The organism is Xanthomonas sp. NCPPB 3174 (genome assembly GCF_056725205.1).
This window is the reverse complement of record NZ_CM161517.1, coordinates 2477028-2502930: the sequence shown is the minus strand read 5'-3', so window position 1 is coordinate 2502930 and position 25903 is coordinate 2477028. Positions and strand designations below refer to the sequence as shown.

21 protein-coding genes are annotated in these 25903 nt (G+C 68.8%); 6 read left to right on the top strand and 15 right to left on the bottom strand.

The genetic code is table 11. The annotated features are described in order from the left end of the window. Positions 1 to 542: 542 nt before the first annotated feature. From AC1PK7_RS11145 to AC1PK7_RS11085, 13 genes are all read right to left on the bottom strand, one after another. Positions 543 to 1730 (bottom strand): flagellin, encoded by a 1188-nt coding sequence (locus AC1PK7_RS11145; RefSeq protein WP_209231536.1) that lies wholly within the window; start codon positions 1728 to 1730, stop codon positions 543 to 545. Positions 1731 to 2064: 334 nt separating this feature from the next. Continuing rightward, entirely contained in the window at positions 2065 to 3270 is a 1206-nt protein-coding gene (flgL, locus tag AC1PK7_RS11140) for a flagellar hook-associated protein FlgL (protein WP_481098182.1), read from the bottom strand. Next, positions 3267 to 5141 carry a flagellar hook-associated protein FlgK gene (gene flgK / locus AC1PK7_RS11135; RefSeq protein ID WP_481098181.1) on the bottom strand — a complete coding sequence of 625 codons (1875 nt, stop codon included), beginning with the start codon at positions 5139 to 5141 and terminating at the stop codon, positions 3267 to 3269. The genes flgL and flgK overlap by 4 nt, the downstream gene beginning before the upstream one ends. A gap of 11 nt (positions 5142 to 5152) precedes the next feature. After that, on the bottom strand, positions 5153 to 6361 hold the full coding sequence (gene flgJ, locus AC1PK7_RS11130; RefSeq protein ID WP_481098180.1) for a flagellar assembly peptidoglycan hydrolase FlgJ: 1209 nt from the start codon (positions 6359 to 6361) through the stop codon (positions 5153 to 5155). A 1-nt stretch (position 6362) separates the two neighbouring features. Next, positions 6363 to 7481, bottom strand: coding sequence for a flagellar basal body P-ring protein FlgI (locus AC1PK7_RS11125; RefSeq protein WP_481098179.1), 1119 nt, complete (start codon positions 7479 to 7481; stop codon positions 6363 to 6365). An 8-nt stretch (positions 7482 to 7489) separates the two neighbouring features. Then, the gene (gene flgH / locus AC1PK7_RS11120) at positions 7490 to 8191 is read right to left on the bottom strand and encodes a flagellar basal body L-ring protein FlgH (RefSeq protein ID WP_010341760.1); all 702 of its coding nucleotides are present in this window, start codon (positions 8189 to 8191) and stop codon (positions 7490 to 7492) included. Between the two features lie 23 nt (positions 8192 to 8214). Next, the gene (gene flgG, locus AC1PK7_RS11115; protein WP_010341758.1) at positions 8215 to 9000 is read right to left on the bottom strand and encodes a flagellar basal-body rod protein FlgG; all 786 of its coding nucleotides are present in this window, start codon (positions 8998 to 9000) and stop codon (positions 8215 to 8217) included. A 102-nt stretch (positions 9001 to 9102) separates the two neighbouring features. Beyond that, the gene (locus AC1PK7_RS11110) at positions 9103 to 9858 is read right to left on the bottom strand and encodes a flagellar basal body rod protein FlgF (protein WP_481098178.1); all 756 of its coding nucleotides are present in this window, start codon (positions 9856 to 9858) and stop codon (positions 9103 to 9105) included. Positions 9859 to 10008: 150 nt separating this feature from the next. Next, positions 10009 to 11232, bottom strand: a complete 1224-nt coding sequence (flgE, locus tag AC1PK7_RS11105) for a flagellar hook protein FlgE (protein ID WP_420009877.1) — start codon at positions 11230 to 11232, stop codon at positions 10009 to 10011. 30 nt (positions 11233 to 11262) lie between these two features. Further along, positions 11263 to 11940, bottom strand: coding sequence for a flagellar hook capping FlgD N-terminal domain-containing protein (locus AC1PK7_RS11100; RefSeq protein WP_481098177.1), 678 nt, complete (start codon positions 11938 to 11940; stop codon positions 11263 to 11265). Between the two features lie 41 nt (positions 11941 to 11981). Further along, positions 11982 to 12389: a flagellar basal body rod protein FlgC gene (gene flgC, locus AC1PK7_RS11095; RefSeq protein ID WP_019800422.1), complete on the bottom strand. Its 408-nt coding sequence runs from the start codon at positions 12387 to 12389 to the stop codon at positions 11982 to 11984. Between the two features lie 2 nt (positions 12390 to 12391). Continuing rightward, positions 12392 to 12790, bottom strand: coding sequence for a flagellar basal body rod protein FlgB (flgB, locus tag AC1PK7_RS11090; RefSeq protein WP_019800421.1), 399 nt, complete (start codon positions 12788 to 12790; stop codon positions 12392 to 12394). Between the two features lie 155 nt (positions 12791 to 12945). Further along, entirely contained in the window at positions 12946 to 13896 is a 951-nt protein-coding gene (locus AC1PK7_RS11085) for a chemotaxis protein (RefSeq protein WP_160947292.1), read from the bottom strand. 113 nt (positions 13897 to 14009) lie between these two features. Between AC1PK7_RS11085 and flgA the strand changes: the two genes are divergently transcribed. The 4 genes from flgA to AC1PK7_RS11065 all read left to right on the top strand — a co-directional run bounded on the left by flgA (position 14010) and on the right by AC1PK7_RS11065 (position 16684). Further along, complete coding sequence (gene flgA, locus AC1PK7_RS11080) at positions 14010 to 14654, top strand: flagellar basal body P-ring formation chaperone FlgA (protein WP_209029339.1); 645 nt, start codon at positions 14010 to 14012, stop codon at positions 14652 to 14654. A gap of 66 nt (positions 14655 to 14720) precedes the next feature. Continuing rightward, a complete protein-coding gene (flgM, locus tag AC1PK7_RS11075) occupies positions 14721 to 15038 on the top strand; it encodes a flagellar biosynthesis anti-sigma factor FlgM (protein WP_010341747.1) in 318 nt (105 codons plus the stop codon). Further along, positions 15035 to 15379 carry a hypothetical protein gene (locus AC1PK7_RS11070; protein WP_019800978.1) on the top strand — a complete coding sequence of 115 codons (345 nt, stop codon included), beginning with the start codon at positions 15035 to 15037 and terminating at the stop codon, positions 15377 to 15379. The genes flgM and AC1PK7_RS11070 overlap by 4 nt, the downstream gene beginning before the upstream one ends. Positions 15380 to 15463: 84 nt before the next feature. After that, positions 15464 to 16684, top strand: a complete 1221-nt coding sequence (locus AC1PK7_RS11065; RefSeq protein ID WP_010341744.1) for an ATP-binding protein — start codon at positions 15464 to 15466, stop codon at positions 16682 to 16684. 136 nt (positions 16685 to 16820) lie between these two features. On the opposite strand, the gene AC1PK7_RS11060 is transcribed toward AC1PK7_RS11065, so the two are convergent. Further along, positions 16821 to 18545, bottom strand: a complete 1725-nt coding sequence (locus tag AC1PK7_RS11060) for an EAL domain-containing protein (protein WP_010341742.1) — start codon at positions 18543 to 18545, stop codon at positions 16821 to 16823. A 4-nt stretch (positions 18546 to 18549) separates the two neighbouring features. Further along, positions 18550 to 20652 (bottom strand): PAS domain-containing sensor histidine kinase, encoded by a 2103-nt coding sequence (locus tag AC1PK7_RS11055; RefSeq protein ID WP_481098176.1) that lies wholly within the window; start codon positions 20650 to 20652, stop codon positions 18550 to 18552. Between the two features lie 163 nt (positions 20653 to 20815). Here AC1PK7_RS11055 and AC1PK7_RS11050 point away from each other — a divergent pair, with 163 nt between their 5' ends. Continuing rightward, positions 20816 to 23605, top strand: coding sequence for a sensor domain-containing protein (locus AC1PK7_RS11050; protein WP_371182192.1), 2790 nt, complete (start codon positions 20816 to 20818; stop codon positions 23603 to 23605). 525 nt (positions 23606 to 24130) lie between these two features. Next, the gene (locus AC1PK7_RS11045) at positions 24131 to 25888 is read left to right on the top strand and encodes an ABC transporter permease (RefSeq protein ID WP_481098175.1); all 1758 of its coding nucleotides are present in this window, start codon (positions 24131 to 24133) and stop codon (positions 25886 to 25888) included. Positions 25889 to 25903: the final 15 nt, after the last annotated feature.

Sequence of the window (25903 nt, the reverse complement as noted above, 5' to 3'; positions counted from 1 at the left end):
GTGTCTCGCGTCGACGACGCGAACGCTTGACCTGCCGGTACGCAGCGCATCGCGGCGCGACGGCTTGGACATCTCTCCCTCGCCCTGTCTGATCGCCTTCCCGCCGTCCTTGGCGATGAAGTAGAAGGAGCGTCGGTCGTCCGGCGATGTGGGCAATGCCGGCGCGCTTCCAGGTCGTGCACTGCGTTGACGACGCTTTACAGGCGATCTTGGAATGCGGCCACGGTCATCGCCAACTGCTGACCGTCATCCAGTCCATTGGTCACGCGTCGCGCGACAGCGCCGGCGGTCGGTGGCATTGGCCATCTCCCGTCGATCCCGCATAACGGGTCGAATGCACCGGGATCAACGCGAATAGCATGGCCACGCTGTCTGCTGGCCGCCGCCCTACCACGCAGGTAGCGCTTACCTTCGGCGTCGAGAACCGGCAACGCGCGGAGATGGCGCTTCCTCCGAGATGCGATGGCCCGTGGCGGGAATAGGGAACAAAAAAGGCCCCTCCTTGCGGAGGGGCCTCGGTGGTGCGATGCGGCTGGCGACGCTTAGCCCTGGAGCAGGCTCAGCACGCTCTGCGGGGCCTGCTTGGCCTGGGCCAGCATGGCGGTGCCGGCCTGCTGAAGGATCTGCGTGCGGGTCAGCTCGGCGGTTTCCTTGGCGTAGTCGGTGTCGCGGATGCGGCTGCGCGAGGCCGACAGGTTCTCCGAGGTGGAGCTCAGGTTGGCGATGGTGGAGGTGAAGCGATTCTGGATCGCACCCATGTCGGCGCGCGAGGAGTTCACCGAGGTCAGCGCGTTGTCGATGATGCTCAGCGCCTTCTGCGCGCCCTGGAAGGTGGAGATGTCCACGTCGGCCAGGTAGTTGGTGGTGCCGGCGGTGGCAGCGGCGCTGGCAGCGATGCCGGCGTTGCTGAAGGTGACGCCGGTGGCACCGGTGGCGCTGCCCGCGGTGAACGAGAAGTCCTGGCCGCCCTTGACCGATTCCAGCTTCAGCGCGCCGCTGGTGCTGTCGACCGAGGCGTACACGCCGGTCTGGGCCAGCTTGTCGTTGATCGCCGAGGCGATCTTCTTGGAGATGTCGCTGCCGACGTCGCCGACGGCCACCGAGACCGAGGCAATGGTGACGCCGTTGACGACCATGCCGGAGAAGCTGCCGCTGGCGGTGGCGGTACCGGAGGCCAGGGCGGCTGAGCCGGTCTGGGTGGCGGCGAAGCCGGCCTTGCCCAGCGAGGCGGCGCTGGCGTTGACGATGGTGTTGATGCCGATGGTCTGGCCGGCATCGGCGCCGACCTGGAACAGGGCGCCGGAGAAGGAGCCGTCCAGCAGCTTGGTGCCGTTGAAGTTGGTCTGGCTGGAGACGCGGTCGATTTCCGAGGCCAACTGCTTGACTTCCGAATTCAGCGCGCCGCGGTCGGTGCTGGAGTTGGTGGCGTTGGCCGACTGCACCGCCAGTTCGCGGATACGCTGCAGGTTGTTGCCGATTTCGACCATCGCGCCTTCGGCGGTCTGCGCCAGCGAGATGCCGTCGTTGGCGTTGCGCGAGGCCACGTCCAGACCACGGATCTGGGTGGTGAAGCGCTCGGAGATCGCCAGGCCGGCGGCGTCGTCCTTGGCACTGTTGATGCGCAGGCCCGAGGACAGGCGCTGGATCGTCGTGGCCAGGCTGGTGCTGGTGGTGTTGAGGTTGCGCTGAGCGTTCAGCGACATTACGTTGGTATTGATGACCTGTGCCATTTTGATATCTCCTCTAAGCGATTTGTCCGGCAACCGGTTGGTGCCTGGAGTCTCCGCAGGGGGCCATCAATTTGGCCAGTGCGGCTGGTGATATAAGTAACGGCGACAGGCGCGCAACCTTTAGCGATTTACTGCAGAAAATTTGCGGTTCCGGCGATGCGCAAAACACCTGGAACACCGCGGAGAGCCTTTCTCGGCCGCACTTCGGCAAACTTTAGGGCTGCCTGCGCGTTGTCTACTTGGCCAGCGGCGGTGGCGGTCTTTTGTATAACGGAAAAGGCCCGGAGGCGTCGCCGCGCTCCGGGCCTTTTGGTATATCCGGTATATCGCCTGTTTAGCCGAGCCGGTCGAACAGCGACATCTTCTGCATCTGGGTGAAGATGGTCTGTGCCGCTTTCAGCGCCGACTGTTCCAGTTGGTACTGGGAAATCGCCTGGGCGTAGTCGAGGTCGCGCAGCGAGGACAGGGTGGTCTTCAGGGTCACGTTGTTGGCTTCGCGCAGGTCGGTGGCGTTGTCGATGGCCGCGAGCTGGGCGCCGCCGGCGGCGCGCGCGTCGATCATCTTCGACGAGGCCTGGGTGATGTCGCGCATCGACGATTGCAGTCCGTTCTGCAGCGCCGCCTTGGCCGTCGGGGTGATCGGATCGGTATTGAGCAGGTTGACCAGGTTGCTGATGGTGGAGAACACGTCCTTGGTGGTCGATGGACCGATCTGGAAGCTGTCGCCGGCCGCGGGGGCGCCGTCCACGCGCATCTTCAGGCCGGGCAGGCCGATGCTCTCTCCGGCGGCGTAGGTACCGGTGTTGACCACCGTGCCGCTGCTGTCGCGCACCTCGTAGGTGGTGGCGGCAGTGAACACCACGCTGTAGCTGCCGCCGTTCCAGGCGCTGCCCGAGCCGTCGCGGCTGAAGTCCAGCAGCAGACCGGTACCGGTGTTGCCTGCGGCCGCGTGCGCGTCCACGGTGCCGTCGCCGGTGGGCACACGCATGAAGATCTCGCTGCCGGGCAGGGTGTCGGACACCTTGGTGTCCGGCGCGACCTCCACGCTGCGCTGGGTCTGGTTGCCGCTGTAGACCACGTTGCCGGAGACCACGGCGAACGGCGCGGCATCGTCGGCGGTGCCGCCGAACAGGTAGCGGCCGGAGCCGTCGGTGCTGTTGGACAGGCTCAGCAGGCTGTCGTGCAAGGTCTTCAGTTCCGCGGCGATGGCCTTGCGGTCGGGGGTGGTCAGCGCCGAACTATTGGCTTCCACCGTCAGATCCTTGACCCGGGCCATCAGGTCGCCGGCCTGCGACAGCGAGTTCTCCTGCAGGTTGAGCCGGTTCTGCACGTTGGTGGCGTTGTCGCCGAAGCGCGCCAGCGCCGCCACCGTGCGATCCAGGCTGACTGCGGTGCCGGCCGCGACCGGGTCGTCGGCCGCGCTGACGATGCGCTGGCCGGTGGAGAGCTGCTGCTGCAGGTGCGAGATCGTCGCCTGCTTGCCGAGCATGGTGTTGAGCGACTGATTGAAGATCATGCCGCTGGAGATGCGATTGCTCATCGGACCGCGCTCAGGATGGACTGGAACAGGGTGTCGGCGGTGGAGATCAGGCGCGAGGCCGCCTGGTAGGCCTGCTGCAGCCGCAGCATATCCGCCGCTTCCTCGTCGAGATTGACGCCGGACAGCGAGTCGCGCGCGTCCTGGGCGCTGCTCTGGATCACGTCCTGCGCGTCGGCCGCGTACTTGGCCTGGCGCGCCGCCGAGCCGACCGTGGTGGTCAGGCCGGCCACCGCGCCGTTGAGGGTGATGGTGCCGCCGTTGAACGCCTTGGCATCGTCCAGGTTGGACATCAGCAGGGCGTTGCCATTGTTGCTCGAGCCGACCCCGGTCGGGCCCACCGCGAAGCTGTCGCCGGCGGACGGCACGCCGTCCATGGTCAGGCTCCAGCCGTTGGCGCTGATGGTCTGCCCGGCGGTGTAGGTCTGCGGCGCGCCACCGTTGATCGAGTAGTGGGTGGAATCGATAAAGGCGATGTTCGCCGGCGTCAGCAGGTTGGCGTTGCTGGCGTCGGTCGCGGCGACATTGCTGACCTTGCCGGTCCCCAGGTTGCTCAGCGTGGCGCTGGCCTGGATCGGCGTCGCCGCGGCGATGCGCGAGGGGTCGGTGATGGCCACGGACAGCTTGTTGATGGCGTTGGCGGTGGGCTGCAGCAGGAACTTGTCGCCGCTGGCGGCGGTGCCGGACACCTGCAGGGTCACGCCGTTGACCACGAACGGGTCGGCGCTGGTGCCGGAACCGGTCATGGCGACGCTGGCGCCGGTGTCGGCGCGGCTGGCGTTCCAGCTGGTGCCGTTGTAGGTCAGCAGCAGGTTCTGCCCGTCGAGCTTGCTCAGGTCGCTGACGCTGGCGCTGAAGGCGGCCGTGCCGGTGTTGGCGCTGTTGCCGTCCACGGTCGGCGCCGGCAGGTTGAAGAAATCGCCGCCCATCTGCCCGTACAGGTCCATGCCGGCGTGGTGCTGCGCGTTGTAGCTGCTGGCCAGGCCGGTGGCGATGCGGCCGAGTTCGGCCTTGGTCGGATCCAGGACGGTGCTGCGGAACTCCAGGAAGCCGCCGAGCTGCCCGCCCAGCGCCTTGCTGGTGAGCGGCGTCGAGCCGCCGGGCGTCTTCAGCGCGATCTGCAGTTTTTCCGGCTGGTACGGATCGGGACTGGTGACCAGCGTCGAGGCATTGGTGCCGACCACCATCGCCTGGCCGCCGGAGGTGTAGACGTTCATCATCCCGCCGTCCTGCTGGATGACGCTGCCGCCGGTGTAGCCGATCAGTTGGCTGATCATCTGGTCGCGGCGGTCGAGCAGGTCCGGCGCGGCGGCATTGGCGTTGGAGCCGATCTGGCCATTGAGCTTGGCGATCTCGGTGGCCAGGCGGTTGGCTTCGGCGGTGCCGGCCAGCAGGCCGTTGTTGACCTCGCTGCCGAGCGAGTCGAGCTGGCCGTTGAGCTGCTTGAAGCGGGTCACCAGCGAGCTGCCGGCGTCCAGCAGGTTCTGCCGGTTGGCGCTAGCCGAGGCGTTGGAGGACAGGCCGCTGGTGGCGTCGAAGAAGTTCGACCACTGCCCGGCAATGCTGGTGGCCTTGTCCGAGAACAGGCCATCGACGCGGCTGGACATGCTGGAGAGCTGCTTCAGCCGGGCGACTTCGCCGGTGCTGTCGAACAGGCGCGAGATCGCCAGTTGGTCGGCCACGCGCGAGACATCGGTGATCTGGGTGCCGTTGCCGATGAACTCGCTGCCGTACTGGCTGGGAACCGTGGTCGCGAACGTCGTCCGCTGCCGGCTGTAGCCGTCGGTGTTGATGTTGGCGACGTTGTGGCTGACCGTGGACAGGGCCCGCTGGAAGGCGAGCAGGGCGCCGGTACCGGTGGAGAGGATGGACATGGGCGGCTACCTCAACGGCGCACGAGGCCGGACGAATCGACGGTGCTGGCCAGCACGCGTTCGATGCCGCCGGCGGCGGCGCTGCCGATCGCGGCGACCGCGCGGCCGATGGTCGGGCCGCCGGCGATGGCGGCGATCTTGGCCGCGTAGGCCGGATCGGTGGCGTAGCCGGCGCGCTGCAGGCCCTGGGCGAAGCCGCGGATGTCGGTGCCGGCCTTCAGCGCCTGCTGGTAGCGCGGATTGGTCTTCAGCAGGCGCACGTAGTCGGCGAAGCTCTCCGCCGGCGAGGAATAGGCGCGGAAATCGGCGGTCTGCGACTGCTTGACCCCGTCCACGTACTCGTGGGTGCCGGTGGTCACGCGATCGCCGTCCCAGCCGGTGGCCTTGATCCCGAACAGATTGTTGGAACTGGCGCCGTCGCCGCGCGAGATGCCGCGGCGGCCCCAGCCGGTTTCCAGCGCGGCCTGCGCGACCAGGGCGCGCGCGTCCACGCCCAGTTCCTGCGCGGCCTTCTGCGCATGGTTCCAGATCTTGGCGACGAAGCCTTCCGGGGTGCGCTCGCCGAGGCTGGCCGCGGCGGCGTTGGCGGCCGCGGCGGCGCTGGGATCGATGGCGGTGCTGCTGTCGGCGGACGCCTGCACGTTCGACCAGCGGTCGTCGGCACCGGCCCAGGACAGTCCGGCGCTACCGTCGGCCGGGCTGCTGCCGATGGCCTGGTGCATGGCGCTGCTCTCGCGGCCGGCGATCATGTCCAGCACCTGCTGCTGCGGGGAGGCGGTCGCGTCGGTGCCGCTCCATGGGCCGACCCCGGCGCCGGCCGCGGCACCGCTGGCGAGCGCGGCCTCGCCCTGCAGCGGCATCGGGCCATTGCTCGACTGGCCGGACACCAGCGAGTAGGCCTTGGCCGCCTTGGCGGCGTCCAGCGCGGTGTTCGGCGTGCCGGTCTCGCTCGTCTGCCCGCCGCCGAGCTGCTTGGCGATCATCGCCCGCAGGCCCAGCCCCTTGCCGTCGGTCAGGCCCTTGGCCAGCTGCTGGTCGTACATGTCACGGAAGGTCTGGTTCTCGCCCGGAAACAGCGAATTGCCGAAGCTGGCCTCGCGCATGCTCTTGACCAGCATGTTGGCGAACTGCCCTTCGAGCTGGCGCGAGACCTTGTCGATCTTGGCCGGATCGTTCTGGGTAGAGGCGTGCAGGTCGAAGGGAGCGGCCGAGATACGCATGTCAGATCACCTCCAGCTCCGCGCTCAGGGCACCGGCCTGCTTGAGCGCTTCCAGAATCGCGATCAGGTCGCCAGGCGCGGCGCCGACCTCGTTGACCGCCCGCACGATCTGATCCAGCGAGGTGCCGCCCTCGAACTTGAACATGCGGCTGCCTTCGTTGGTGGCGGTGATGGTGGACTTGGGCGTGGCCACGGTCTGGCCGCCGCTCAGTGCATTGGGCTGGCTGACCTGGGTGCCTTCGCTGATGGTCACCGTCAGCGAGCCGTGCGAGATCGCGGCCGGGCTGACCCGCACCTGCGAGCCGATCACCACCGTGCCGGTGCGTGCGTTGACCACCACCTTGGCCGGCGCCGCGCCCGGCGACAGCTCGACGTTCTCGATGCGTGCCAGCAGGCCGATGCGCGCGCTCTGGTCGGTGGGCGAACGCACCGCCACGGTGGAGCCGTCCACCGCATGCGCGCTGCCGGGACCGAAGGTGTTCTCCAGCGCCGAGACCATGCGCGAGACGGTGGTGAAATCGGGCTGGTGCAGGTTCAGGGTGATCTCGCCGGTGTTGCCGAACACGTCCGGCAGCGCGCGTTCCACGGTCGCGCCATTGGGAATCAGGCCGACGCTGGGCACGTTCACCGAGATCCGCGAACCGTCCTTGCCCTGCGCGCCGAAGCCGCCGACCACCAGGTTGCCCTGGGCGACCGCATAGACCTGGCCGTCGGCGCCCTTCAGCGGCGCCATCAGCAGGGTGCCACCGCGCAGCGAGATGGCGTTGCCGATCGAGGAGACGGTGATGTCGATGGTCTGGCCCGGCTTGGCGAACGCCGGCAACTGCGCGCTGATCGCCACCGCGGCCACGTTCTTCAGCTGCGGGTTGACGTTGGACGGCACGTTGACGCCAAGCTCGCCGAGCATGTTCTTCAGGCTCTGCACGGTGAAGGGCGCCTGGCTGGTGCGGTCGCCGCTGCCGTCCAGGCCGACCACCAGGCCGTAGCCGACCAGCGCGTTGTTGCGCACGCCGCCGACCTGGGCCAGGTCCTTGATGCGTTCGGCTGCGGCCGGGGCGGCCAGGCCGGCGCACAGGGCGACGGCGGCGAGCAGGCGGCAGGGCAGGGACAGGACGTTCATGGCGGGCCTCAGTACGGCGAGATGCGCGAGTTGAAGAAACGGCTCAGCCAGCCCATCGCGTTGGACTGCGCGACCGCGCCGCGGCCGCCGTAGGCGATGCGCGCCTCGGCGACCTTGCTGGAGGGAATGGTGTTGTCCGGGGCGATGTCGGCGGCGCGGACCACGCCCTGCACCTGCACCAGTTCGTCGCCCTGGTTCAGGCGCAGGTTCTTCTGGCCCTGGATCACCAGGTTGCCGTTGGGCAGGCGCTGCATCACGGTCACGGTGATGCTGCCCTGCATGGTGTTGCTCTGCGCGGTGTTGCCCTTGCCGGCGAAGCTGCGGTCGCCACTGGTGGCGTTGTTGAGGATGTTGGTGCCGTTGACGGTCAGCGGCGCGCCGAGCAGGGTCGGCGTGGCCATGGTCACCGCATCCTTCTTGCTGATGCTGGTGTTGGCGGTGCTGCTGGCGTTGGTGCTTTCGACCAGGGTGATGGTCAGCAGGTCGCCGACGTCGCGGGCGCGACGGTCCGAATACAGCTGCAGGCCGGGGCCGGCGGCATAGATCGCGCCGGCCGTGGGCTGTGCCTGCGGTGCCATGACCGGCGTGATCGGCGCCATCGGCGCGTACGGACGCACGTCGCCGGCGGCCACGCCCAGACCGGCGCAACCGCCGAGCAGGACCGGCAGCAGCAGCGCGGCGGAGAAGGAGAGAGAGGACAGGCGCGACATGGCGGATTCCGGAGGCGAGGGGATCAGACGTTGTTGTTCAGATAGCCGAGCATCGAGTCGGTGGTGGAGATGGCCTTGGCGTTCATCTCGTAGGCGCGCTGGGTCTCGATCATGCTCACCAGCTCTTCCACCACATTGACGTTGCTGCCTTCCAGCGCGCCCTGCGCGATCTTGCCGAGGCCGTTGAGGCCGGGCGTGCCGTTGGTGGCCGGGCCGGAGGCGGCGGTTTCCACGTACAGGTTCTGGCCCTGGGCCTGCAGGCCGGAGGGATTGATGAAGTCGGTCAGGGTCAGCGAGCCGACCTGCAGCGCCGCGGCGGTGCCGGCGACCTGCACGCTCACCGTGCCGTCGGAGCCGATGGTCACCGACTGCGCGCCTTCCGGGATCTGGATGCCCGGCTGGATCGGGTAGCCGCTGTTGGTGACCAATTGGCCCTGCGCATCGATCTGGAAGCTGCCGTCGCGGGTGTAGGCCGAGGTGCCGTCCGGCATCTGCACTTCGAAGAAGCCGCGGCCGTTGACCATCACGTCCAGCGCGCGGTCGGTCTGCTGCTGGCTGCCCTGCTCGAAATCCTTGGCGGTGGCGACCACGCGCACGCCGGTACCGATCTGCAAGCCCGAGGGCAGCTGCGTCTGCGAGGAACTGGCGCCGCCGGGCTGCCGCAGCTGTTGGTACAGCAGGTCCTCGAAGTTGGCGCGGTCGCGCTTGAAACCGGTGGTGTTGGTGTTGGCCAGGTTGTTGGAGACGACCGACATGCGCGTCTGCTGCGCATCCAGTCCGGTCTTGGCGACCCACAAAGCCTGATTCATGACCCGAGTTCCTCTGATGGTGGCCCCGGCACGACGCGCCGGGGGCGCAGGGAGTGATGCATGTGCCGTGCCAAACCGGCGCCGCTGGCGCCGAGGCCCGTCTTAGCCGTTCAGACGCAGCAGCGTGTTCGCCGACTGCGCGTTCTCGTCGCCGTTCTTGATGACCTTGACCTGCATTTCGAACTGGCGCTGCAACTGGATCATCTGCACCAGCGCGCCGGCGGCATCGACGTTGCTGCCCTCGAGCACGCCGGTCCGCAGCGAATTGCCGGTGGCCGGCGCAAAGGCCTTGGCCGGATCGTCGCTGACGTTGCGCATCAGGCCGTCGGGCCGGCGGGTGAGCTGGTCCGCCGGCGCCTGCACCACCTTCAAGGTGGCGACGGTGCTCATCGCGGTGGGCGCTTCGCCCAGCGGCACGATCGACACCGTGCCGTCGTTGCCGATCTCCAGCGACTGGTGCGGCGGGATCGACACCGGATTGCCCTGGTCGTCGAGCACCGCATGGCCGCTGGCGGTGACCAGCTGGCCGTTCGGAGTCAGCGCCAATTCGCCGCCGCGCGTGTACGCCTCCTTGCCGTCGGAAGACTGCACCGCCAGCCAGCGATCGGCATCCAGCGACAGATCCAGCGGATTGCCGGTCTGGTGCTGCGCGCCGACGTCGCGGTTGAACCCCTGGTCGATATGCAGCGCATCGATCCGCGACGGATAACCGGCGCCGGGAATCCGATACGCCTCGGTATTGGCCAGCGCCGCCTTGAACCCGGAGGTCTCGACGTTGGCCAGGTTGTGCGACACGGTGGCCTGCGCCTGCAGCGACGCGCGGGCGCCGGTCATGGCGACGTAGAGGGCTTTGTCCATTGGGTGTGGGCCGTGATTCGGGAGAAGGGATTCGGGATTCGAAAAAGCGGGGATACCGCAGACGATCGGGGAAATGGTGGCTTGGGCTGGCGCCCGGTCGACGGGCGCCAGCGGCGGCGAATCACCAATCCCGAATCACCAATCCCAGCCTTAACGCATATTGATGATCGTCTGCGTGACCTGATCCTGGGTCGAGATCACCTGCGAGTTGGCCTGGAAGTTGCGCTGGGCCACGATCATGTTGACCAGCTGCTCGGTCAGGTCGACGGTGGACGATTCCAGTGCGCCGGACTGCACGCTGCCGAAGTCCGAGGTCGCTGGCGAGCCGGTGCGGGCGATGCCCGAGGCCGAGCTTTCCGCCCACGCGTTGTCGCCGAGCGAACTCAGGCCCTGCGGGTTGACGAAGTTGGTCACCGCGATCTGGCCCAGCGCCTTGTCGGCGTTGTTGGAGTAGCGCGCGTAGACGATGCCTTTCTCGTCGATGCTGATCGAGTTCAGCTTGCCGCTGGCGTAGCCGTCCTGGGTCGCGCCGCGCAGGGCGAACGTTTCGCCGTACTGGGTGGACCCGAACACGTTCAGGTTCAACGACAGGGTGCCGGCGCCGGTGGCGGGGGTGAAGGTGCCCAGCGCGATCTTGCCGTCGGCCGGGCTGACCAGCGCGCCGCTGTTGGAGAACTGCAGCGTGCTGGCACCGCCGGCGGCAACGCCGTCCACGTAGTTGTAGACGGTCCACTGGTTGGGCGTGGAGGTCTTGACGAAGTATGAGGTCTGCACGTGGGCCACGCCCAGCGAGTCGTACACCGTGGTGCCGCCGCTGGAGTTGTTGTAGCTGTTGGCGTCGTTCGGATCGAACGTGGTCACCGTCGGCGGCTGGGTGTTGCCGGGCAGCGTGAAGGTCAGGTTGACCGTGCTGGTCTGCTTGGGCGGGCTGTCGGTGGTCAGCAACTGCAGGTCGGTCAGGGTGCCGGCGGCGAAGCCGTTGCCGTTGCTGGCCGGCGGGAACACCTGCAGCCGCGCGCCCTGCGGATTGACCACATAGCCGTTGGCGTCGGTCTGGAAGTTGCCGGCGCGCGAATACACGCGGGCGCCGTTGTTGGACAGGGTGAAGAAGCCGGAGCCGGAGATGGCCAGGTCCAGGCTGCGCCCGGTCGGATCGATGGTGCCCTGCGAGAACTGCTGGGCGACGTTGCTGACGCGCACGCCCGACCCCACCGCGTTGCGCGCCAGGCCGTAGCCGTTGAGCGTGAACTGGTCGGCGAACTCGGCGCGCGAGCCCTTGAAGCCGGTGGTGTTGGCGTTGGCGATGTTGTTGGCGGTGACGTTGAGGTCGGTATTGGCCGCCCTGAGGCCGGACAGCGATGTGTTGAAACCCATGGTGGACTCCTGTGGATGGTCGGCGCGGGATTAGCTGACGCGGAGGACGTTGGTCAGCGGCGTGGTGCCGAGCCCGGTCAGGTCGAGATAGATGCCGTCCGATCCGATGATGGCGCTCTCGACCGGCGCCTGGACGTAGGTGGACAGGGACAACTGGTTGCCCTGGGCATCGGTCTGCCCAGCGGTGATGCTGTAGCTGCCGGCCGGCATGCGCTTGCCGCTGGCGTCGGTGCCGTCCCAGGCGAAATCGAGCTGGCCGGCCTTGTCGGCGGTCAGGCTGATCTTCTTGATCGGCTGGCCGTTGGCATCGCTGACGGTGACGTCGATCACGCCGGCGGCCTTGGCCGCGACCAGGCCGCCGGTGCTGCCCTCGGCGGCCAGCGGCAGCGTCGCCGACGGCACCAGCACCTTGTGCCCGATCAGGTTGGCGCCGCGCAGCACCTGGTCGGTGCTCATCGACGAGGACAGCGCGGTGACGGTCTTGTTGAGGTCGCCGATGCCCTGCACGGTGGACAGCTGCGCCATCTGCGCGACCATCTGGCTGTTGTCCATCGGCTTGAGCGGATCCTGGTGCTGCAGCTGCTCGGTCATCAGCTTGAGGAAGTCGGCCTGCTGCAGCGCCTTGCCGCTGGTGGTGCTGGTGTTGCTCGAGGCGCTCAGGCCCAGACTGGAATAGGTGGTGTCGGTGGAGCTGGTGACGCTGGTCATGGAAGCGGTCCTGGAACGTGACGCGGCGGAGGGAGGGCGGATCAGCGGCCCATGGTCAGAGTGGCCAGTGCCAGTTCCTTGGCGGTGTTGAGGACCTCCACGCCGGCCTGGTAATTGCGCGAGGCGGAGATCAGGTTGACCATCTGCGAGACCGGATCCACATCGGGCGAATAGATGTAGCCGTCGGAATCGGCAAGCGGATGGCCGGGTTCGTAGCGCTTGATCGGCGGCGCGTTGGTCGTCGCGATTTCCTTGACGTTGACCGAGGTCAGGCTGCTGTCGTGCGGGTTGCGCACCGCCTGGAAGATCGGCTCGATCGGCTTGTAGGCCGCCTCCGCCGAACCGGCAACAGAATCGGCATTGGACAGGTTGCTGGCGATGGTGCTCATGCGCACCGACTGCGCCTGCAGCGCGGAGCCAGCGACGTCGAAGATCGGCAGATTGCTCATGCTTATTGGCCCGTGATCGCGGTGAGCATGGTGCGCACCTTGGACTCGATGAAGCTCAGCGACGCGCGGTACTCCAGCGCGGCGCGACCGTAGGCGGCGCGTTCGGCGTCCGGATCGACGGTGTTGCCGTCCATGCTCGGCTGGCTGGCGGCCCGGGTGACCTGGAACGGATTCAGGCCATCGCCGCCGACGGCGATGTGGCGGCTGTCGTCCACCGCGAGCTGGGTGCCCTCGCGCTGTCCCTGCGCCGCGCGCATCGCGGCATCGAAGTCCAGGTCCTGGGCCTTGTACCCGGGCGTGTCGACGTTGCTGAGGTTGCTGGCGATCAGCTTCATGCGCTGCTCGCGCAGCGGCAGGGCGTCGCCGTGGACGCCGAAATAGCCTGTGATCGGATTGGACATGGCACGATCCCGCGGTTCGTTGCCGAAACCACAGGCAAGGTGCGTGCCAAAGCCGGGCGCAAGGCCCGTGAGATCAGGGGGTTGCCTCGGGAGACGGGGAGCGCCCGCGCTCTATTAGAACGTCAGGCAGGCCGCGCAGCCAGGCGCGGCCCGGGTCAGGCGGCTGCTTGCGCTGCCGCGGCCACCACCCGCAGCCGGGCCAGCACGTATTCGGCCAGCTCGTTGGGGCTGTACTTGGCGACGAAGGCGTTGGCGCCCACGCGCTCGACCATCGCATTGTTGAACACGCCCGACAGCGAGGTGTGCAACAGCACGTACAGGCCGGACAGGCCGGCATGGCGGCGGATTTCCGTCGTCAGCGTATAGCCGTCCATCGCCGGCATCTCGATGTCGGAGATCACCATGGCGTAGCGCTCGGCCGGATTCTCGCCGGCGGCGTGGATCTGCAAGAGATGGTCCAGCGCCTGGCGACCGTCCGAGAGCAGGGTCGCGGCGACCCCGAGCTGGTCCAGCACGCTGCGGATCTGCTGCCGCGCCACCCGCGAGTCGTCGACCACCAGCACCTGCAGCTGCGGGCCGGTGAGCGCCAGCGACGGGTCCAGGTTGGCCTCGACCCGGGTCTGGGCGATGTCGGCCAGCACGCTTTCCACGTCGATCACCTGGATCAGCTCGCCCTGGAAGCGGGTCACTGCGGTCAGGTAGCTGGACTCGGCACCCAGTTCCGGCGGCGGATGGATGTCTTCCACCGCGATGTTGACGATGCGCTCCACGCCGCTGACCAGGAAGCCCTGCACCGAGCGGTTGAACTCGGTCACCACCAGATAGCCTGGCGCGGTGTCCGCGTTCGGTTCGCGTTCCGGGTGGCCGATGGCCAGGCCCAGGTCGAGCACCGGCACCGAGCGCCCGCGCACGTCGGCGACGCCGGAGAATTGCAGCGGCAGCCCGGGCACCTGGAACAGCTCCGGCCGGCGCAGCACTTCCTGCACCTTGAAGACGTTCACGCCAAAAAGCTGACGACCGCCCAGCCGGAACAGCAGCAGGGCAAGCCGGTTGTGGCCCGCCAAGCGGGTGCGCTGGTCGATTCGGTTGAGAAGGTCATGACTCATGGCGTTCATATCGGCGCCCTCGCGGCGGAACTTGAGGGCGGGTCCCGCATTGGACGTTCGGTTTGCGGCACGGCCTTTGCATGATGCCGGCGACCTTTCCCAGAGAGACGGCCATGCGCCCGATCCTATTGCTGGTCCTGCTGGCGGCGACGCCGGCCTGGGCCGCGGACTTCCAGTCGGTGGATTCGATTCGTGCCGCGGCGCTGTCCCTGGCCGGGGCCGACGCCGATGCCGAGGCGACCCTGGACCCGTCGGTCCGGGTGCCGCTGTGCCCGGTGCCGCTGCAGGCCCAGCCGACCGGGACCACCACCGTGGAGGTGAGCTGCCCGCGCGACACCGGCTGGCGGCTGTTCGTGCCGGTCAAGGTGCGGCGCATGCAGCATGTCCTGGTGCTGGCGCGCGGCCTGTCCGCTGGAGAAACCATCGGCGCAGCCGATATCGTCCCCGAGAAGCGCGACGCGGCGCGCATCGTCGGCGCTGCGATGACCGAGCCGGAGGCGGCGATCGGCAAGGTGGTGCGGCGAACCCTGCCGGCCGGCACCTTGTTGTCCGCCACCGACCTGGTCGCGCCGCGGCTGGTGAGGCGCGGCGACAATGTGGCGCTGGTGGCACGCAGCGGTGGCCTGGAAGTGCGCATGTCCGGCCGTGCATTGGGCGATGCGGGCGAAAACGAGCGGGTGACCGTCGAAAACCTGTCGTCCAAGCGCATCGTTCAGGGAACTGTGTCACAAAACGGCGACGTTTTAGTGACGCGCTAAGAATCCGGCTAAAGTTCTCCGACGCTGTGCCGTTACCTACACCGAACCCGTAACAGGATTTCCGCCATGACACAGAAAATTGAAGGGAATTTGCCGAGCCCGGCCACCCTTCGCACCTCGTCCGTCTCGACCAAGGCCGCCTCCGGCGCGTCCGAGGAAGGCAAGGACCGTGCGGTCGGTGCGGCCGCAGCCACCGACAGCCTGCGCCTGACCGGCGAGGCATCCGGCCTGCAGACCCTGCAACGCCAGCTCTCGGCCGCTCCGGCGGTGGACAGCAGCCGCGTCGAGGCCGTGCGCTCGTCGCTGCAGAACGGCAGCTACAAGATCAACCCCGACGCGATCGCCAGCCGCATGATCGACATGGATCGGCAACTCAGCGCATGAACACGTCGGTGACCAACCCCCTGCAGCAGCTCAGCGACGCGCTCGCCGGCGAGCGCCAGGCGTTGTTGGATCACAACGTGGAAGGCCTCATGCAGGCGACCAGCGCCAAGCTGGCGGCACTGCGCGCCCTGGAGGCCGACGTGCCTGCCGGCGCAGAAGCCGAACTGCGGTTGCGCGAACTCGCCGACGCCAACCGCGCCAACGGCGCGCTGCTGTCGCGGCGCCGGCGCGAGGTCAACTGGGCGCTGCGCCACCTCGGCCGCAGCGAGAGTGCCTCGTCCTACGACGCCAACGGCCAGTCGAGCACGCCGCTCGCCCAGCGTCCCCTGGCGATCGCGTAAGCCGCACCGCGTCCCGCTGCGGGGCGCGCATCCGCCGGCGGCAACGGCGTATATTGGGCATCCATCGATCGCCCACGGCCTGTCGTGAATTTCGCCGAAATCAATCCCAACGCAGCACTTGTCCTGCCCGCGCGCGAGAGCCTGCTCGCCCTCAGCGAACTGTTGTACGAAGGCGTGGTGCTGTTCCGCGCCGACGGCCAGTTGCTGCTGACCAATAGCGCCGCACGCCGCCATCTGTCCGGCGCCGACACCGGCGGCCTGGCCGCGCACCTGGCGCAATGGCTGCCGGGTGATGCGCTGTCGCAGGCGCGCAGCAGCGGCCGCTGGAGCGGCAGCCTGCCGACCGAACAGCACGTGGTGCTGGCCCACCTGTACTTCCATGCCGACGCGGACGGCGGCCATTACCTGATGCTGATCCAGGGCATCGAAGGCCAGCAGGACTACGAACAGGAACTGCAGCAGCGCCACGCCGAACTGCGCCAGGCCTACCTGCGCCTCAATGGCGCCCAGGAAAAACTGCTGCAGTCGGAGAAGATGGCCTCGATCGGCCAGCTCGCCGCCGGCGTCGCCCACGAGATCAACAACCCGATCGGCTACGTCCATTCCAACCTGGGCAGTCTGCAGGAATACCTGCGCAGCCTGTTCACCCTGATCGAGGCCTACGAGCGCGCCCTGCGCGCGCCGGATCCGAAGGCACTGATCCCGGAAATCGACGACATCCGCAACCGCTTCGACATCGACTTCATCAGCCGCGACCTGCCGCAACTGATGGCCGAGTCGCGCGAAGGCATCGAGCGGGTCACCCGCATCGTCCGCGACCTGAAGGACTTCTCCTATTCCGGCCGCGAGGAGTCGTGGAAGCTGGTTGACCTGCACTCGGGCTTGGAATCGACGATCAACATCATCTGGAACGAGCTCAAGTACAAGGTCACCCTGGAGCGCCACTACGGCAACCTGCCGCTGGTGGAGTGCCTGCCGTCCGAGCTCAACCAGGTGTACATGAACCTGCTGCTCAACGCCGGCCAGGCGATCGGCGAGCGCGGCACCATCGTGGTCAGCACCGGCCAGGACGGCGAAGAGGTGTGGATCGAGTTCAAGGACTCCGGCGCCGGCATTGCGGCGGACCTGCTGCAGCGCATCTTCGACCCGTTCTTCACCACCAAGCCGGTCGGCAGCGGCACCGGCCTGGGCCTGTCGATCTCCTACGGCATCATCAACAAGCACCACGGCCGCATCGACGTGAGCAGCGTCGTGGGCGAGGGCTCGACGTTCCGGATCGTGATTCCGGTTAGGCAGCCGAAGTAGGGGCGGGGATTGGGGATTCGGGATTGGGGATTGGCAAAAGCGGTTTTGCGTTTGCTGTTCCCGTCCGTGCGTGTCAATGAAATGCCGACACCGCGCTTTTACGAATCCCGAATCCCAAATGCCGAATCCCGGCTTTTCAGGGCCCCGCATCCCGCCGCTGTTCGTCGTGCGTGCGGAAGGCCTGGCGGATGTGTTCGCGCAGTTCGTCGTCGTTCCAGGGCTTGGTCAGGAAGCGGTAGATCGCGCCGCGGTTGATCGCGTCGGTGACGGTGGCCAGGTCGGTGTAGCCGGACAGGACCAGGCGGATGGTGTCGGGGTAGAGCATCTTCACCCGGCCCAGGAACTCGGTGCCGCTCATGTCGGACATGCGCTGGTCGGACAGGATCACCTGCACGTCGTTGGTGGCGAGCAGGTCGAAGGCGTCGCGGACGTTGCCGGCGGCGAGGATGCGGTAGCCATCGCGGCGGAACAGGCGCACCAGCGAGCGCAGCACGTTCTCTTCGTCGTCGAGCAGCAGCAGGGTGCGGTCCGGGCGGGTCTCGGTGAACGATTCCGGGCGCAGGTAGCGCCGGCGCAGGGCCATGCCCGCCGCTTCGGCGGACATCGGTTCGCCGAACAGGTAGCCCTGGAAGATGTCGCAGTCGTTGCGGCGCAGGAAACCGAGCTGCGCCTGCGACTCGACGCCGTTGGCGATCACCACCATGCCCAGCTGGTGGCCCATGGCGATGATCGCGCGGGCGATCGCCGCCTCGCGGTTGCCGGCCGGCGCGCTCTTGATGAAGCTGCGGTCGATCTTCAGCTTGTCCACCGGGTAGCGCACCAGTGCGCTGAGGCTGGAATCGCCGGTGCCGAAGTTGTCCAGGCTCAGGCTGATGCCTTCGCGGCACAGGTTGGCCAGGGTCTCGTGGACGAAGTTGACGTTGTTGGTCAGCGCGCTCTCGTTGATCTCCAGCACCACCATCTGCGGCGGCACCCCGGCCGCCTGCAGCGCCGACATCACTTCGTTGAAGAAGGTCGGGCGCAGCAGCTGCAGGGTCGAGACGTTGACCGCGATGGTGAAGTCGTCGAAGCCCTGGTCGCGCCACAGCCGCGCCTGGCGCAGCGCGCCTTCCATCACCCAGGTGCCGATCTGCACGATCACGCCCAGGCGCTCGGCGGTGCGCATGAAGCGCTCCGGCACCAGGATGCCCAGGGTCGGCGATTGCCAGCGCAGCAGCGATTCCATGCCCACCACGCGGCCGTCGCGGGCGCTGACCATCGGCTGGTAGCGCAGGCGCAGCTCGCCGTTGGGGATGGCGTCGACGATCTGCCGCGAGATGATGCTCTCGCTGTGCGCGCTGGGCGGGCCGTCGGCGGCATACAGGCGCACCAGATTGCCGCCTTCGCGCGCGGCCTGGTAGACCGCGTCCTCGGCGAAGTCGAGCAGGGTCGACAGCCGCGTGGAATGTTCCGGGCACAGGCTCACGCCGATCTTGCCGGTCATGAACAGGGTGTACGGCAGCACCGACAGCGGCAGTTCGATCTGCTGCCGGATCTCCTCGGCGAAGGCTTCCGGCGGCGGCACGTCGGCGGTGCGCGGTACCGCCATCACCAGTTCGTCGCTGCCGTGCCGCCAAAGCAGGCCGCGGCCGCGCAGGTGCGCCTGCAGCCGGTGCGCCAGCAGCGCCAGCGCCTGGTCGCCGACCTCCGGGCTCATGTTCTCGTTGATCGAGGCGAAGTGGTCGATGTCGATGTGCAGCAACATCACCCCCGGCCCGCCGGCGAGCGCCTCGGCGATCATGCCGGTCAGGGCGGGATGGCCCGCACCCAGGCGCGACGGCAGTTCGTCGTCCACGGGTACGGCGCTGGCGGGATTCCACATCGGCTCAGGTTCCAGGCGGGGGCGACGGCGGTGCCGCGGTGGTGTAGGGCAGGCACAGCGTCACCCGGGTGCCGGCGCCGGGGGCGGTGTCGATCTGCAGGGTACCGCCGGCGCTCTGCGCGCGCTCGCGCATCACGATCAGGCCCAGGCCGCGCGGCCCGGCCGGATCGAAGCCGTCGCCGTCGTCGACCACTTCCAGGCGCAGGCGCTGGCGCTCCTCGTCGCCGAGGGTCATCCGCACCTCGCCGGCGCTGGCATGGCGCAGCACGTTGGTCAGGCTCTCCTGGGCGATGCGGAAACAGGCCTGCTCGACCTCGCCGCTGGGGCGCTCGGGCAGGGCGGCGATGTCCAGGTGCAGGCGCACCGGCGAGGCGCGGAACAGCATGCCTGCCTGCCAGCGCAGCGCCGCCTCCAGGCCCAGCGCGTCCAGTTGCGGCGGCCGCAGCAGGGTGGAGAGGTTGCGCAGCTTGGTGATGCTGCTGTCGGCCAACTGCACGATCTCGCTCAGGTCCTCGCGGCGGCGCTCGGCGTCGGTCTCGTCCAGCGCCGCGTGCGCGGACAGCTTCATCGCGGTGATCGCCTGGCCGATGTCGTCGTGCAGGTCGCGCGAGATCGCCCGGCGCTCGTCTTCCTGCAGCGAGAACAGGCGCCGCGCCATCGCCTGCAGTTCGCGGTTGCTCTGCGCCAGCGCGTCGCGCATGCGCTCCGGTTCGCTGAGGTCGCGCACGATCATCAGCTTGCAGTCGCGGCCGCTGTAGCGGACGTTGCCGAACGACAGCCCGGCATGGAACAGCGAGCCGTCGCGGCGGCACATGCGCGCGGTGGCGCCGCGTTCGCCCTTGGCGCCCGCCGCGCCCATCCGCTGCCGCACCAGCGCCAGGTCGGCGCTGTCGACCAGGCCCTGCAGCGGCTCGCCGAGCAGGTTCTCGCCCTCGAAGCCGAACTGCCCGGCGCAGGCGGCGTTGGCGTACAGCACGTGCTCCTGGTGCAGGATCGCCACGCCATCCGGCAGCACCCGCACCAGTTCGCGGAACTGCTCCTCGCGCTCGTGCAGCAGGCGCCGCGAGCGCTCGTGCTCGGTCACGTCCTGCAGGGTGCCGTGCACGCAGGCGCCGCCTTCGTCGTCGCTGGCCGATTCGGCGCGCAGATGCAGCATGCGCGCCTGGCCGTCGGCGGCCAGCACCGGCAGCAGCATGTCCAGTTGCAGCGGCGCGCTGCCGCACAGGTCCTCGATCACCCGCTGGATGCGCGCCTGCGACGGCACGTCGGGCGGCACCAGCAGCTCTTCCAGGCGGTGCTGGCGCGGCTGGTCCGGCACGCGCCGGCCGAGCATGCGGTAGACCTGCTCGGAATAGCTGCCCAGGCCGCTGGTCCGGTCCAGTTGCCACGAGCCCAGCCGGGCGATCGACTGCGCCTCCTGCAGATGCTTCAGGGCCTGGTCGCGGCGGCGCTGCGCGTCGTACTCGGCGCTGCGGTCGCTGATGACCACCAGCCGCGCCTGCCGGCCGTGGTAGTCCAGGCTGGTGCTGCGCGCCTCGGCCATGCACTGGCTGCCGTCGCGCAGGCGCAGCGGCTCGGCCACCACGCAGGTCTTGGACGGGGTCTGGCGGATCGTCTCGATCACCTCGGCCAGGCGGGCGCTGGCGCTGGGCGGCCACAGCCGGGCCAGCTCCAGGCCGACGAACTCGTCGTGCGACCAGCCGAAGAAAGCGACCGCGGCGGGGTTGACGTCGAGGATGCGTAGGCTTTCCAGGTCGTAGACCAGCATCGGGCTGGGATTGGCGTGGAACATCTGCCGGTAGCCGGCCTCCGACAGCGCCAGCCGCGTGTGCGCCTGCACCGCGGCGCGCACCAATGGGCGCAGCAGGTAGTACAGGGCGACCGCGGTCAGGGCCAGGAACAGGGCGTCGTTGACCAGCTGCAGGACGATCAACGTGCCGGGATCGTCTACGAAATGCACCAGAACCAGGTCGCTGCCGATCGACAGCGCCAGCCCCAGCAGGACGTACAGCAGCACCACCCGCCAGATGCCGCGGTCCAGGCGCTGCGCCAGGCGCATGCCGGAGGTCGCCTGGGTGGGCAGGGAACTGTCGCGTTGTGGTTGCATGCCCCGGCAGCCTGCTGCGGTGGTCCGTGTCCGGCGGACATCTTAGCCGCTGACGGCCGCCGCGGCCCATCGCCGGACGCTGCCGGCGCTCAATTAATGCCACCGGGTGCCGTTATCACCTTCGACCGCTGGCCTCCAGGGCGGCGAAACGGAGTATCTCGGCGTGGATCAAGGCGTCATCGCAAGCTTGCTGCAGCACCCGCTCACCTCGGCGCTCGTCCTGTTGGACGCCGATGGCAGGCCGCTGGCGGCGAACCGGGCAGCGCAGGCGCTGGAGCTGCCGCGCACGGTGGAGGCGTATGCCGAGCTGTTGCGTGCGGCCCGCGAGCGCCTGCTCGGCGGCGAGACCATGCTGGCCTGCGCCTTGCCCGGCACCGCCGGGCGGCGCCTGGACGGCTGGCTGCGCGCGGTGCGCGACGATGGCGGCGGCCTGCTGGCCTATACCCTCAGCGTGCCCGAACCGGTCGGCAGCGACGGCGCCACCCGCTGGGAGATCGCCCTGGACAGCGCCGAGCACGGCCTGTGGGACTGGGACATCCCCAGCGACACCATCTTCCGCTCCGAGCGCTGGAAGCGGATGCTCGGCTACGCGGGCGATGCCCCGGCCGACGGCCTGAACGCGCTGCTGCCGCTGGTCCACGGCGACGACCAGGAGCGCCTGCGCCAGGCGATCCGCGCGCATTTCGAGGGCCGCACCGAAACCTACATGTGCGAGTTCCGCTTGCGCCGGCAGGACGGGCAATGGCACTGGATCCTGGACCGCGGCCGCATCGTGGCGCGCACCGCCGACGGCAGCCCGCTGCGCATGATCGGCACGCACACCGACATCCACGAGCAGAAGCTGCTTGAGCAGCGCCTGCGCGACCAGCAGACCCTGCTGCGCGAGGCGCAGCGCATGACCCGCATGGGCAGCTGGTCCTGGGACCCGCTGCGCGACCGGGTGTGGTGCTCGCGCGAGTTCCTGCGCGTCACTGGCCTGGACGAACAGCAGGCGCCGAGCAGCCGCGGCTGGCTGCGCCTGCTCAGCCGCGATTCGATGGCGCAACTGATCTCGGTGTGGCGGCGCATGGCGCGCGAGGCCAAGCCGGCCAACTTCGAGGTCGAGCTGGTGCGTGGCGGCGAGTCGCCGTTGCACCTGCGGGTGTGGGCGCAGCCGCAGGTGGAGGCCGACGGCCGCATCCAGCGCGTGCTCGGCCAGGTGCAGAACATCACCGAACAGCGCCAGACCGACGCGCTGATCCGCTGGCGCACCGAGCTGCTCAACCGGGTCTCGGCACTGGGCAAGATCGGCGGTTGCGAGATCGAGGTCGGCACCCGGCGCATGCAGTGGACCGAGGAGTGCTACCGCATCCATGGCCTGCGCAAGGAGGCCATCGATCTGGACCACGCGCTGGCGCTGTACACCCAGGATTCGCGCGATGCCTTCGAGTCGGCGCTGGTGCGCATCGCCGAGGGCGGCCTGCCCGAGCAACTGGACCTGTGCTTCCACCGCCCCTCCGGGCAGCGCATCTGGGTGCAGGTGCTGATCGAACTGGACGAACGCGACGGCCTGCCGCCGCGCTTCGTGGTGCTGTTCCGCGACATCACCCGCGAACGCGAGGCCAGCGAGCGCATCGAGCTGCTGGCCCACTACGACCTGCTGACCGGCCTGCCGAATCGGCAGCTGCTGCGCGAGCAGGCCGAGAAGGCGATGCACGAGGCGGTGGAGCGCGGCACCACGCTGGCGATGCTGTTCGTCGACCTGGACGGCTTCAAGAGCATCAACGATTCCTTCGGCCACGCCACCGGCGACGCGCTGCTGAAGCTGGCGGCCACCCGTATGCATCAGCAACTGCGCACCAGCGACCTGTTCGGCCGTTTCAGCGGCGACGAGTTCGTGGTGGTGCTGCGCGACCTGGCCGAGCCGGGCGACGCCGGGCACGTGGCGCGCAAGCTGATTGCGGCGCTGGCCGAGCCGCTGCACAGCGGCGAGAACGTGATCAAGATCGGCGCCAGCATCGGCATCGCGCTGATGGAGGAGGGGCGCCAGGACTTCGACGGCCTGCTGCGCGCGGCCGATGCGGCGATGTACGCAGCCAAGGAGTCCGGGCGCAACACCTGCCACTACTACAGCCAGGACGTGCTGCTGCGCGCGCAGCGGCGCCTGGAGATCGAGCATGCGCTGCACGGCGCGCTGGACCGCGAGGAGTTCTCGCTGGTGTACCAGCCGCTGGTGCATGCGGCGGGCGAGCGCGCGCCGGCGGTGGAAGCGCTGCTGCGCTGGCACCGCCCCGGCCACGGCCACTGCAACCCGGCCGAGTTCATTCCCATCGCCGAGGAATGCGGCGAGATCGTGCGCCTGGGCGACTGGGTGATCGGCGAGGCCTGCCGCCAGGCCGCGGCCTGGGATGCGGCCGGGCTGAGCTTCGACCGGGTCTCGGTGAACGTCTCGGCGATGCAGTTGCGCGATCGCGGCTTCGCCGAGCGGGTGATCGAGCTGTGCCAGCGCAACGGCTGGTCGCCGAAGCGGCTGGAACTGGAACTGACCGAATCGGCGCTGATCCGCGACAGCGAGTCGCTGCGCCGTTGCTTCGAACTGTTCGAACAGGAAGGCGTACTGCTGGCGGTCGACGATTTCGGCACCGGCTTTTCCAACTTGCATTACCTCAACCGCTTCCCGGTGCAGCGCCTGAAGATCGACCGCAGCTTCGTGCAGGACATGCTGCACGACAGCGGCACCGCCAAGGTCACCCAGGCGATCGTGCAGCTCGGCCACGCGCTCGGCATGCAGGTGGTGGCCGAGGGCGTGGAGACGGTGCAGGAAGAGGCGCTGCTGCGCGAGCAGGGCTGCGACGAAATCCAGGGCTACCTGCACGCGCGGCCGTTGCCGCCGCGCGAACTGGCCGCCTGGTTGCGCGCGCGCCAGCAGGTGGCGCCAGCCACGCACCCGCGGCTGGTGCTGGCTGCGCAGTGAATGCGCGGCGCTGCGCGCGCCGTGCCGACTTGCGGCGGCGCAGCAGCTGGCTATACTGCGCGCGCCCATCGTTTCCCGGCCAGAGGCCACCTTCCTTGGACAGTCATCCTAGACCGACGCTGCAGCGACAGAGCTGACAGGACCGCCACGGTCTGGGTCGTCCCAGATGGGTCCCGTCCGCTCAGGACGGGATCGTTCGCCAGCCCCTTGCGGCGCTGGCCTTGATTCCGAGAGTGCGCAAGCCCGATCCGCGAGGACTCCGAGCGTAGCCCCTGGCGTTGCCCGTCGTCGGAGCCGCCCATGCGCCTGCCATCGCCATCGTTCCTGGTCCACCTGACATCGCGGCCCAGCCGCGCGCGGTGGCGATGTCCTGCCTGCGCCACATCGCCTGGCGACGCCCGCGCAGCCGGCAGCGGCTGACGCACGCCGTACATCTTCCCCGGTCACACTGGGCGGTCCGCTCCGCGACCCGCGCCAGCGTCCTTTTTCCTGCGGCGCTCGCTGCCGCTCCTGCCGGATCTTCCCATGCTGCCATTCGCTCGCGACCGCACCGCGCCCGGACAGCTCGCCGCACGCCCCGGCGTGCTGCCCAACCTGCACGACCTGGCGGTGTTCGCGCTGCTGCTGGGACTGGGGGCGCTGCTGCTGCACGGCGCTGCCGACATGCGCGCGCCGTTGCCGCCGGCCGGCACCGATGCGGTGTCGCTGGACCTTTGGCAATTGCCCGAATACGGCCTGCGCACCACCTTGCGCATGTTCGCGGCGATGGCCGCCTCGCTGGTGTTCACCTTCGTGGTGGCGACCCTGGCCGCCAAGAGCCGCCGCGCCGAGCGGGTGATCGTGCCGGCGCTGGACATCCTGCAGTCGGTGCCGGTGCTGGGCTTTCTCACCTTCACCGTCACCTTCTTCCTGGGCCTGTTCCCCGGTCGGCAGATCGGCGCCGAGCTGGCCTCGATCTTCGCCATCTTCACCAGCCAGGCCTGGAACATGGCGTTCTCGTTCTACCAGTCGCTGCGCAACGTGCCGCGCGACCTGGACGAGGTGTCGCGCGGCTTCGGACTCAGCGCCTGGCAGCGCTTCTGGCGGCTGGAGGCGCCGTACGCCACGCCCTCGCTGATCTGGAACATGATGATGTCCATGTCCGGCGGCTGGTTCTTCGTGGTCGCCTCCGAGGCGATCAGCGTCGGCGACCACACCCTGGAACTGCCCGGCATCGGCTCGTACCTGGCGCTGGCGATCGCCCAGCGCAACTTCGCCGCGGTCGGCTGGGCGGTGGTGGCGATGGCGGTGCTGATCGCGCTGTACGACCAGTTGCTGTTCCGCCCGATCGTGGCCTGGTCGGACAAGTTCCGCGCCGAGCTCACCGCCTCGCAGGACAAGCCGCAGTCGTGGCTGTACGACCTGCTGCGGCGCACGCGCCTGGCCAAGCGGCTGGTCGCGCCGCTGGCCTGGGTCTGGCAGCGCGCCATGCTGGTGCGCTGGACGCCGCGGCGCCAGCCGCAACTGCTGGCCGTGCCGCAGGCACCCGGCCGCAGCGGGGTGTGGGGCGACCGGCTGTGGAGCGCGGCGCTGGCGCTGGCCGGCGCGGCCGCGGCCTGGTTCGCCTACGACTACGGCCGCCGCCACCTTGGCCTGCACGACCTGGCCGAGGCCTTCGGCGGTGGCCTGGCCACGCTGCTGCGGGTGGTGGTGCTGATCGCCCTGGCCAGCCTGGTGTGGGTGCCGATCGGCGTGTGGATCGGGCTGCGGCCGAAGGTGGCGCAACGGGTGCAGCCGCTGGCGCAGTTCCTGGCCGCGTTCCCGGCCAACGTGCTGTTCCCGTTCGCGGTCCTGGCCATCGTCAGCACCGGCGCCGATCCCAACATCTGGCTGTCGCCGCTGATGATCCTCGGCACCCAGTGGTACATCCTGTTCAACGTGATCGCCGGCGCCAGCGCGTTTCCCACCGATCTGCGCGAGGCCGCGACCATCTACCACCTGCGTTCGTGGACCTGGTGGCGGCGGGTGATCCTGCCCGGCATCTTCCCGTACTACATCACCGGCGCGCTGACCGCCTCCGGCGGTTCCTGGAACGCCAGCATCGTGGCCGAGCTGGCCAGTTGGGGCCACACCCAGGTGCAGGCCTACGGCCTGGGCGCCTACATCGCCCGCGCCACCGCCGCCGGCGACGGCCCGCGGGTCCTGCTCGGCGTGGCGGTGATGTCGTTGTTCGTGACCCTCTTCAACCGCGCGGTCTGGCGACGCCTGTACGTGTTCGCCGAACGTCGCCTGCGTTTCGACTGATTCCTGGAGACCGAC

What these genes read in the sequence shown, in the direction of transcription:
- AC1PK7_RS11110 (WP_481098178.1), bottom strand. Translation starts at nt 9,858, where the DNA reads ATGGACAAAGCCCTCTACGTCGCCATGACCGGCGCCCGCGCGTCGCTG.
- AC1PK7_RS11060 (WP_010341742.1), bottom strand. Translation starts at nt 18,545, where the DNA reads ATGTGGAATCCCGCCAGCGCCGTACCCGTGGACGACGAACTGCCGTCG.
- AC1PK7_RS11070 (WP_019800978.1), top strand. Translation starts at nt 15,035, where the DNA reads ATGAACACGTCGGTGACCAACCCCCTGCAGCAGCTCAGCGACGCGCTC.
- flgM (WP_010341747.1), top strand. Translation starts at nt 14,721, where the DNA reads ATGACACAGAAAATTGAAGGGAATTTGCCGAGCCCGGCCACCCTTCGC.
- flgG (WP_010341758.1), bottom strand. Translation starts at nt 9,000, where the DNA reads ATGAATCAGGCTTTGTGGGTCGCCAAGACCGGACTGGATGCGCAGCAG.
- flgH (WP_010341760.1), bottom strand. Translation starts at nt 8,191, where the DNA reads ATGTCGCGCCTGTCCTCTCTCTCCTTCTCCGCCGCGCTGCTGCTGCCG.
- AC1PK7_RS11100 (WP_481098177.1), bottom strand. Translation starts at nt 11,940, where the DNA reads ATGACCAGCGTCACCAGCTCCACCGACACCACCTATTCCAGTCTGGGC.
- flgL (WP_481098182.1), bottom strand. Translation starts at nt 3,270, where the DNA reads ATGAGCAATCGCATCTCCAGCGGCATGATCTTCAATCAGTCGCTCAAC.
- flgC (WP_019800422.1), bottom strand. Translation starts at nt 12,389, where the DNA reads ATGAGCAATCTGCCGATCTTCGACGTCGCTGGCTCCGCGCTGCAGGCG.
- flgE (WP_420009877.1), bottom strand. Translation starts at nt 11,232, where the DNA reads ATGGGTTTCAACACATCGCTGTCCGGCCTCAGGGCGGCCAATACCGAC.
- AC1PK7_RS11055 (WP_481098176.1), bottom strand. Translation starts at nt 20,652, where the DNA reads ATGCAACCACAACGCGACAGTTCCCTGCCCACCCAGGCGACCTCCGGC.
- flgB (WP_019800421.1), bottom strand. Translation starts at nt 12,790, where the DNA reads ATGTCCAATCCGATCACAGGCTATTTCGGCGTCCACGGCGACGCCCTG.
- AC1PK7_RS11145 (WP_209231536.1), bottom strand. Translation starts at nt 1,730, where the DNA reads ATGGCACAGGTCATCAATACCAACGTAATGTCGCTGAACGCTCAGCGC.
- flgK (WP_481098181.1), bottom strand. Translation starts at nt 5,141, where the DNA reads ATGTCCATCCTCTCCACCGGTACCGGCGCCCTGCTCGCCTTCCAGCGG.
- flgJ (WP_481098180.1), bottom strand. Translation starts at nt 6,361, where the DNA reads ATGCGTATCTCGGCCGCTCCCTTCGACCTGCACGCCTCTACCCAGAAC.
- AC1PK7_RS11045 (WP_481098175.1), top strand. Translation starts at nt 24,131, where the DNA reads ATGCTGCCATTCGCTCGCGACCGCACCGCGCCCGGACAGCTCGCCGCA.
- AC1PK7_RS11125 (WP_481098179.1), bottom strand. Translation starts at nt 7,481, where the DNA reads ATGAACGTCCTGTCCCTGCCCTGCCGCCTGCTCGCCGCCGTCGCCCTG.
- flgA (WP_209029339.1), top strand. Translation starts at nt 14,010, where the DNA reads ATGCGCCCGATCCTATTGCTGGTCCTGCTGGCGGCGACGCCGGCCTGG.
- AC1PK7_RS11085 (WP_160947292.1), bottom strand. Translation starts at nt 13,896, where the DNA reads ATGAGTCATGACCTTCTCAACCGAATCGACCAGCGCACCCGCTTGGCG.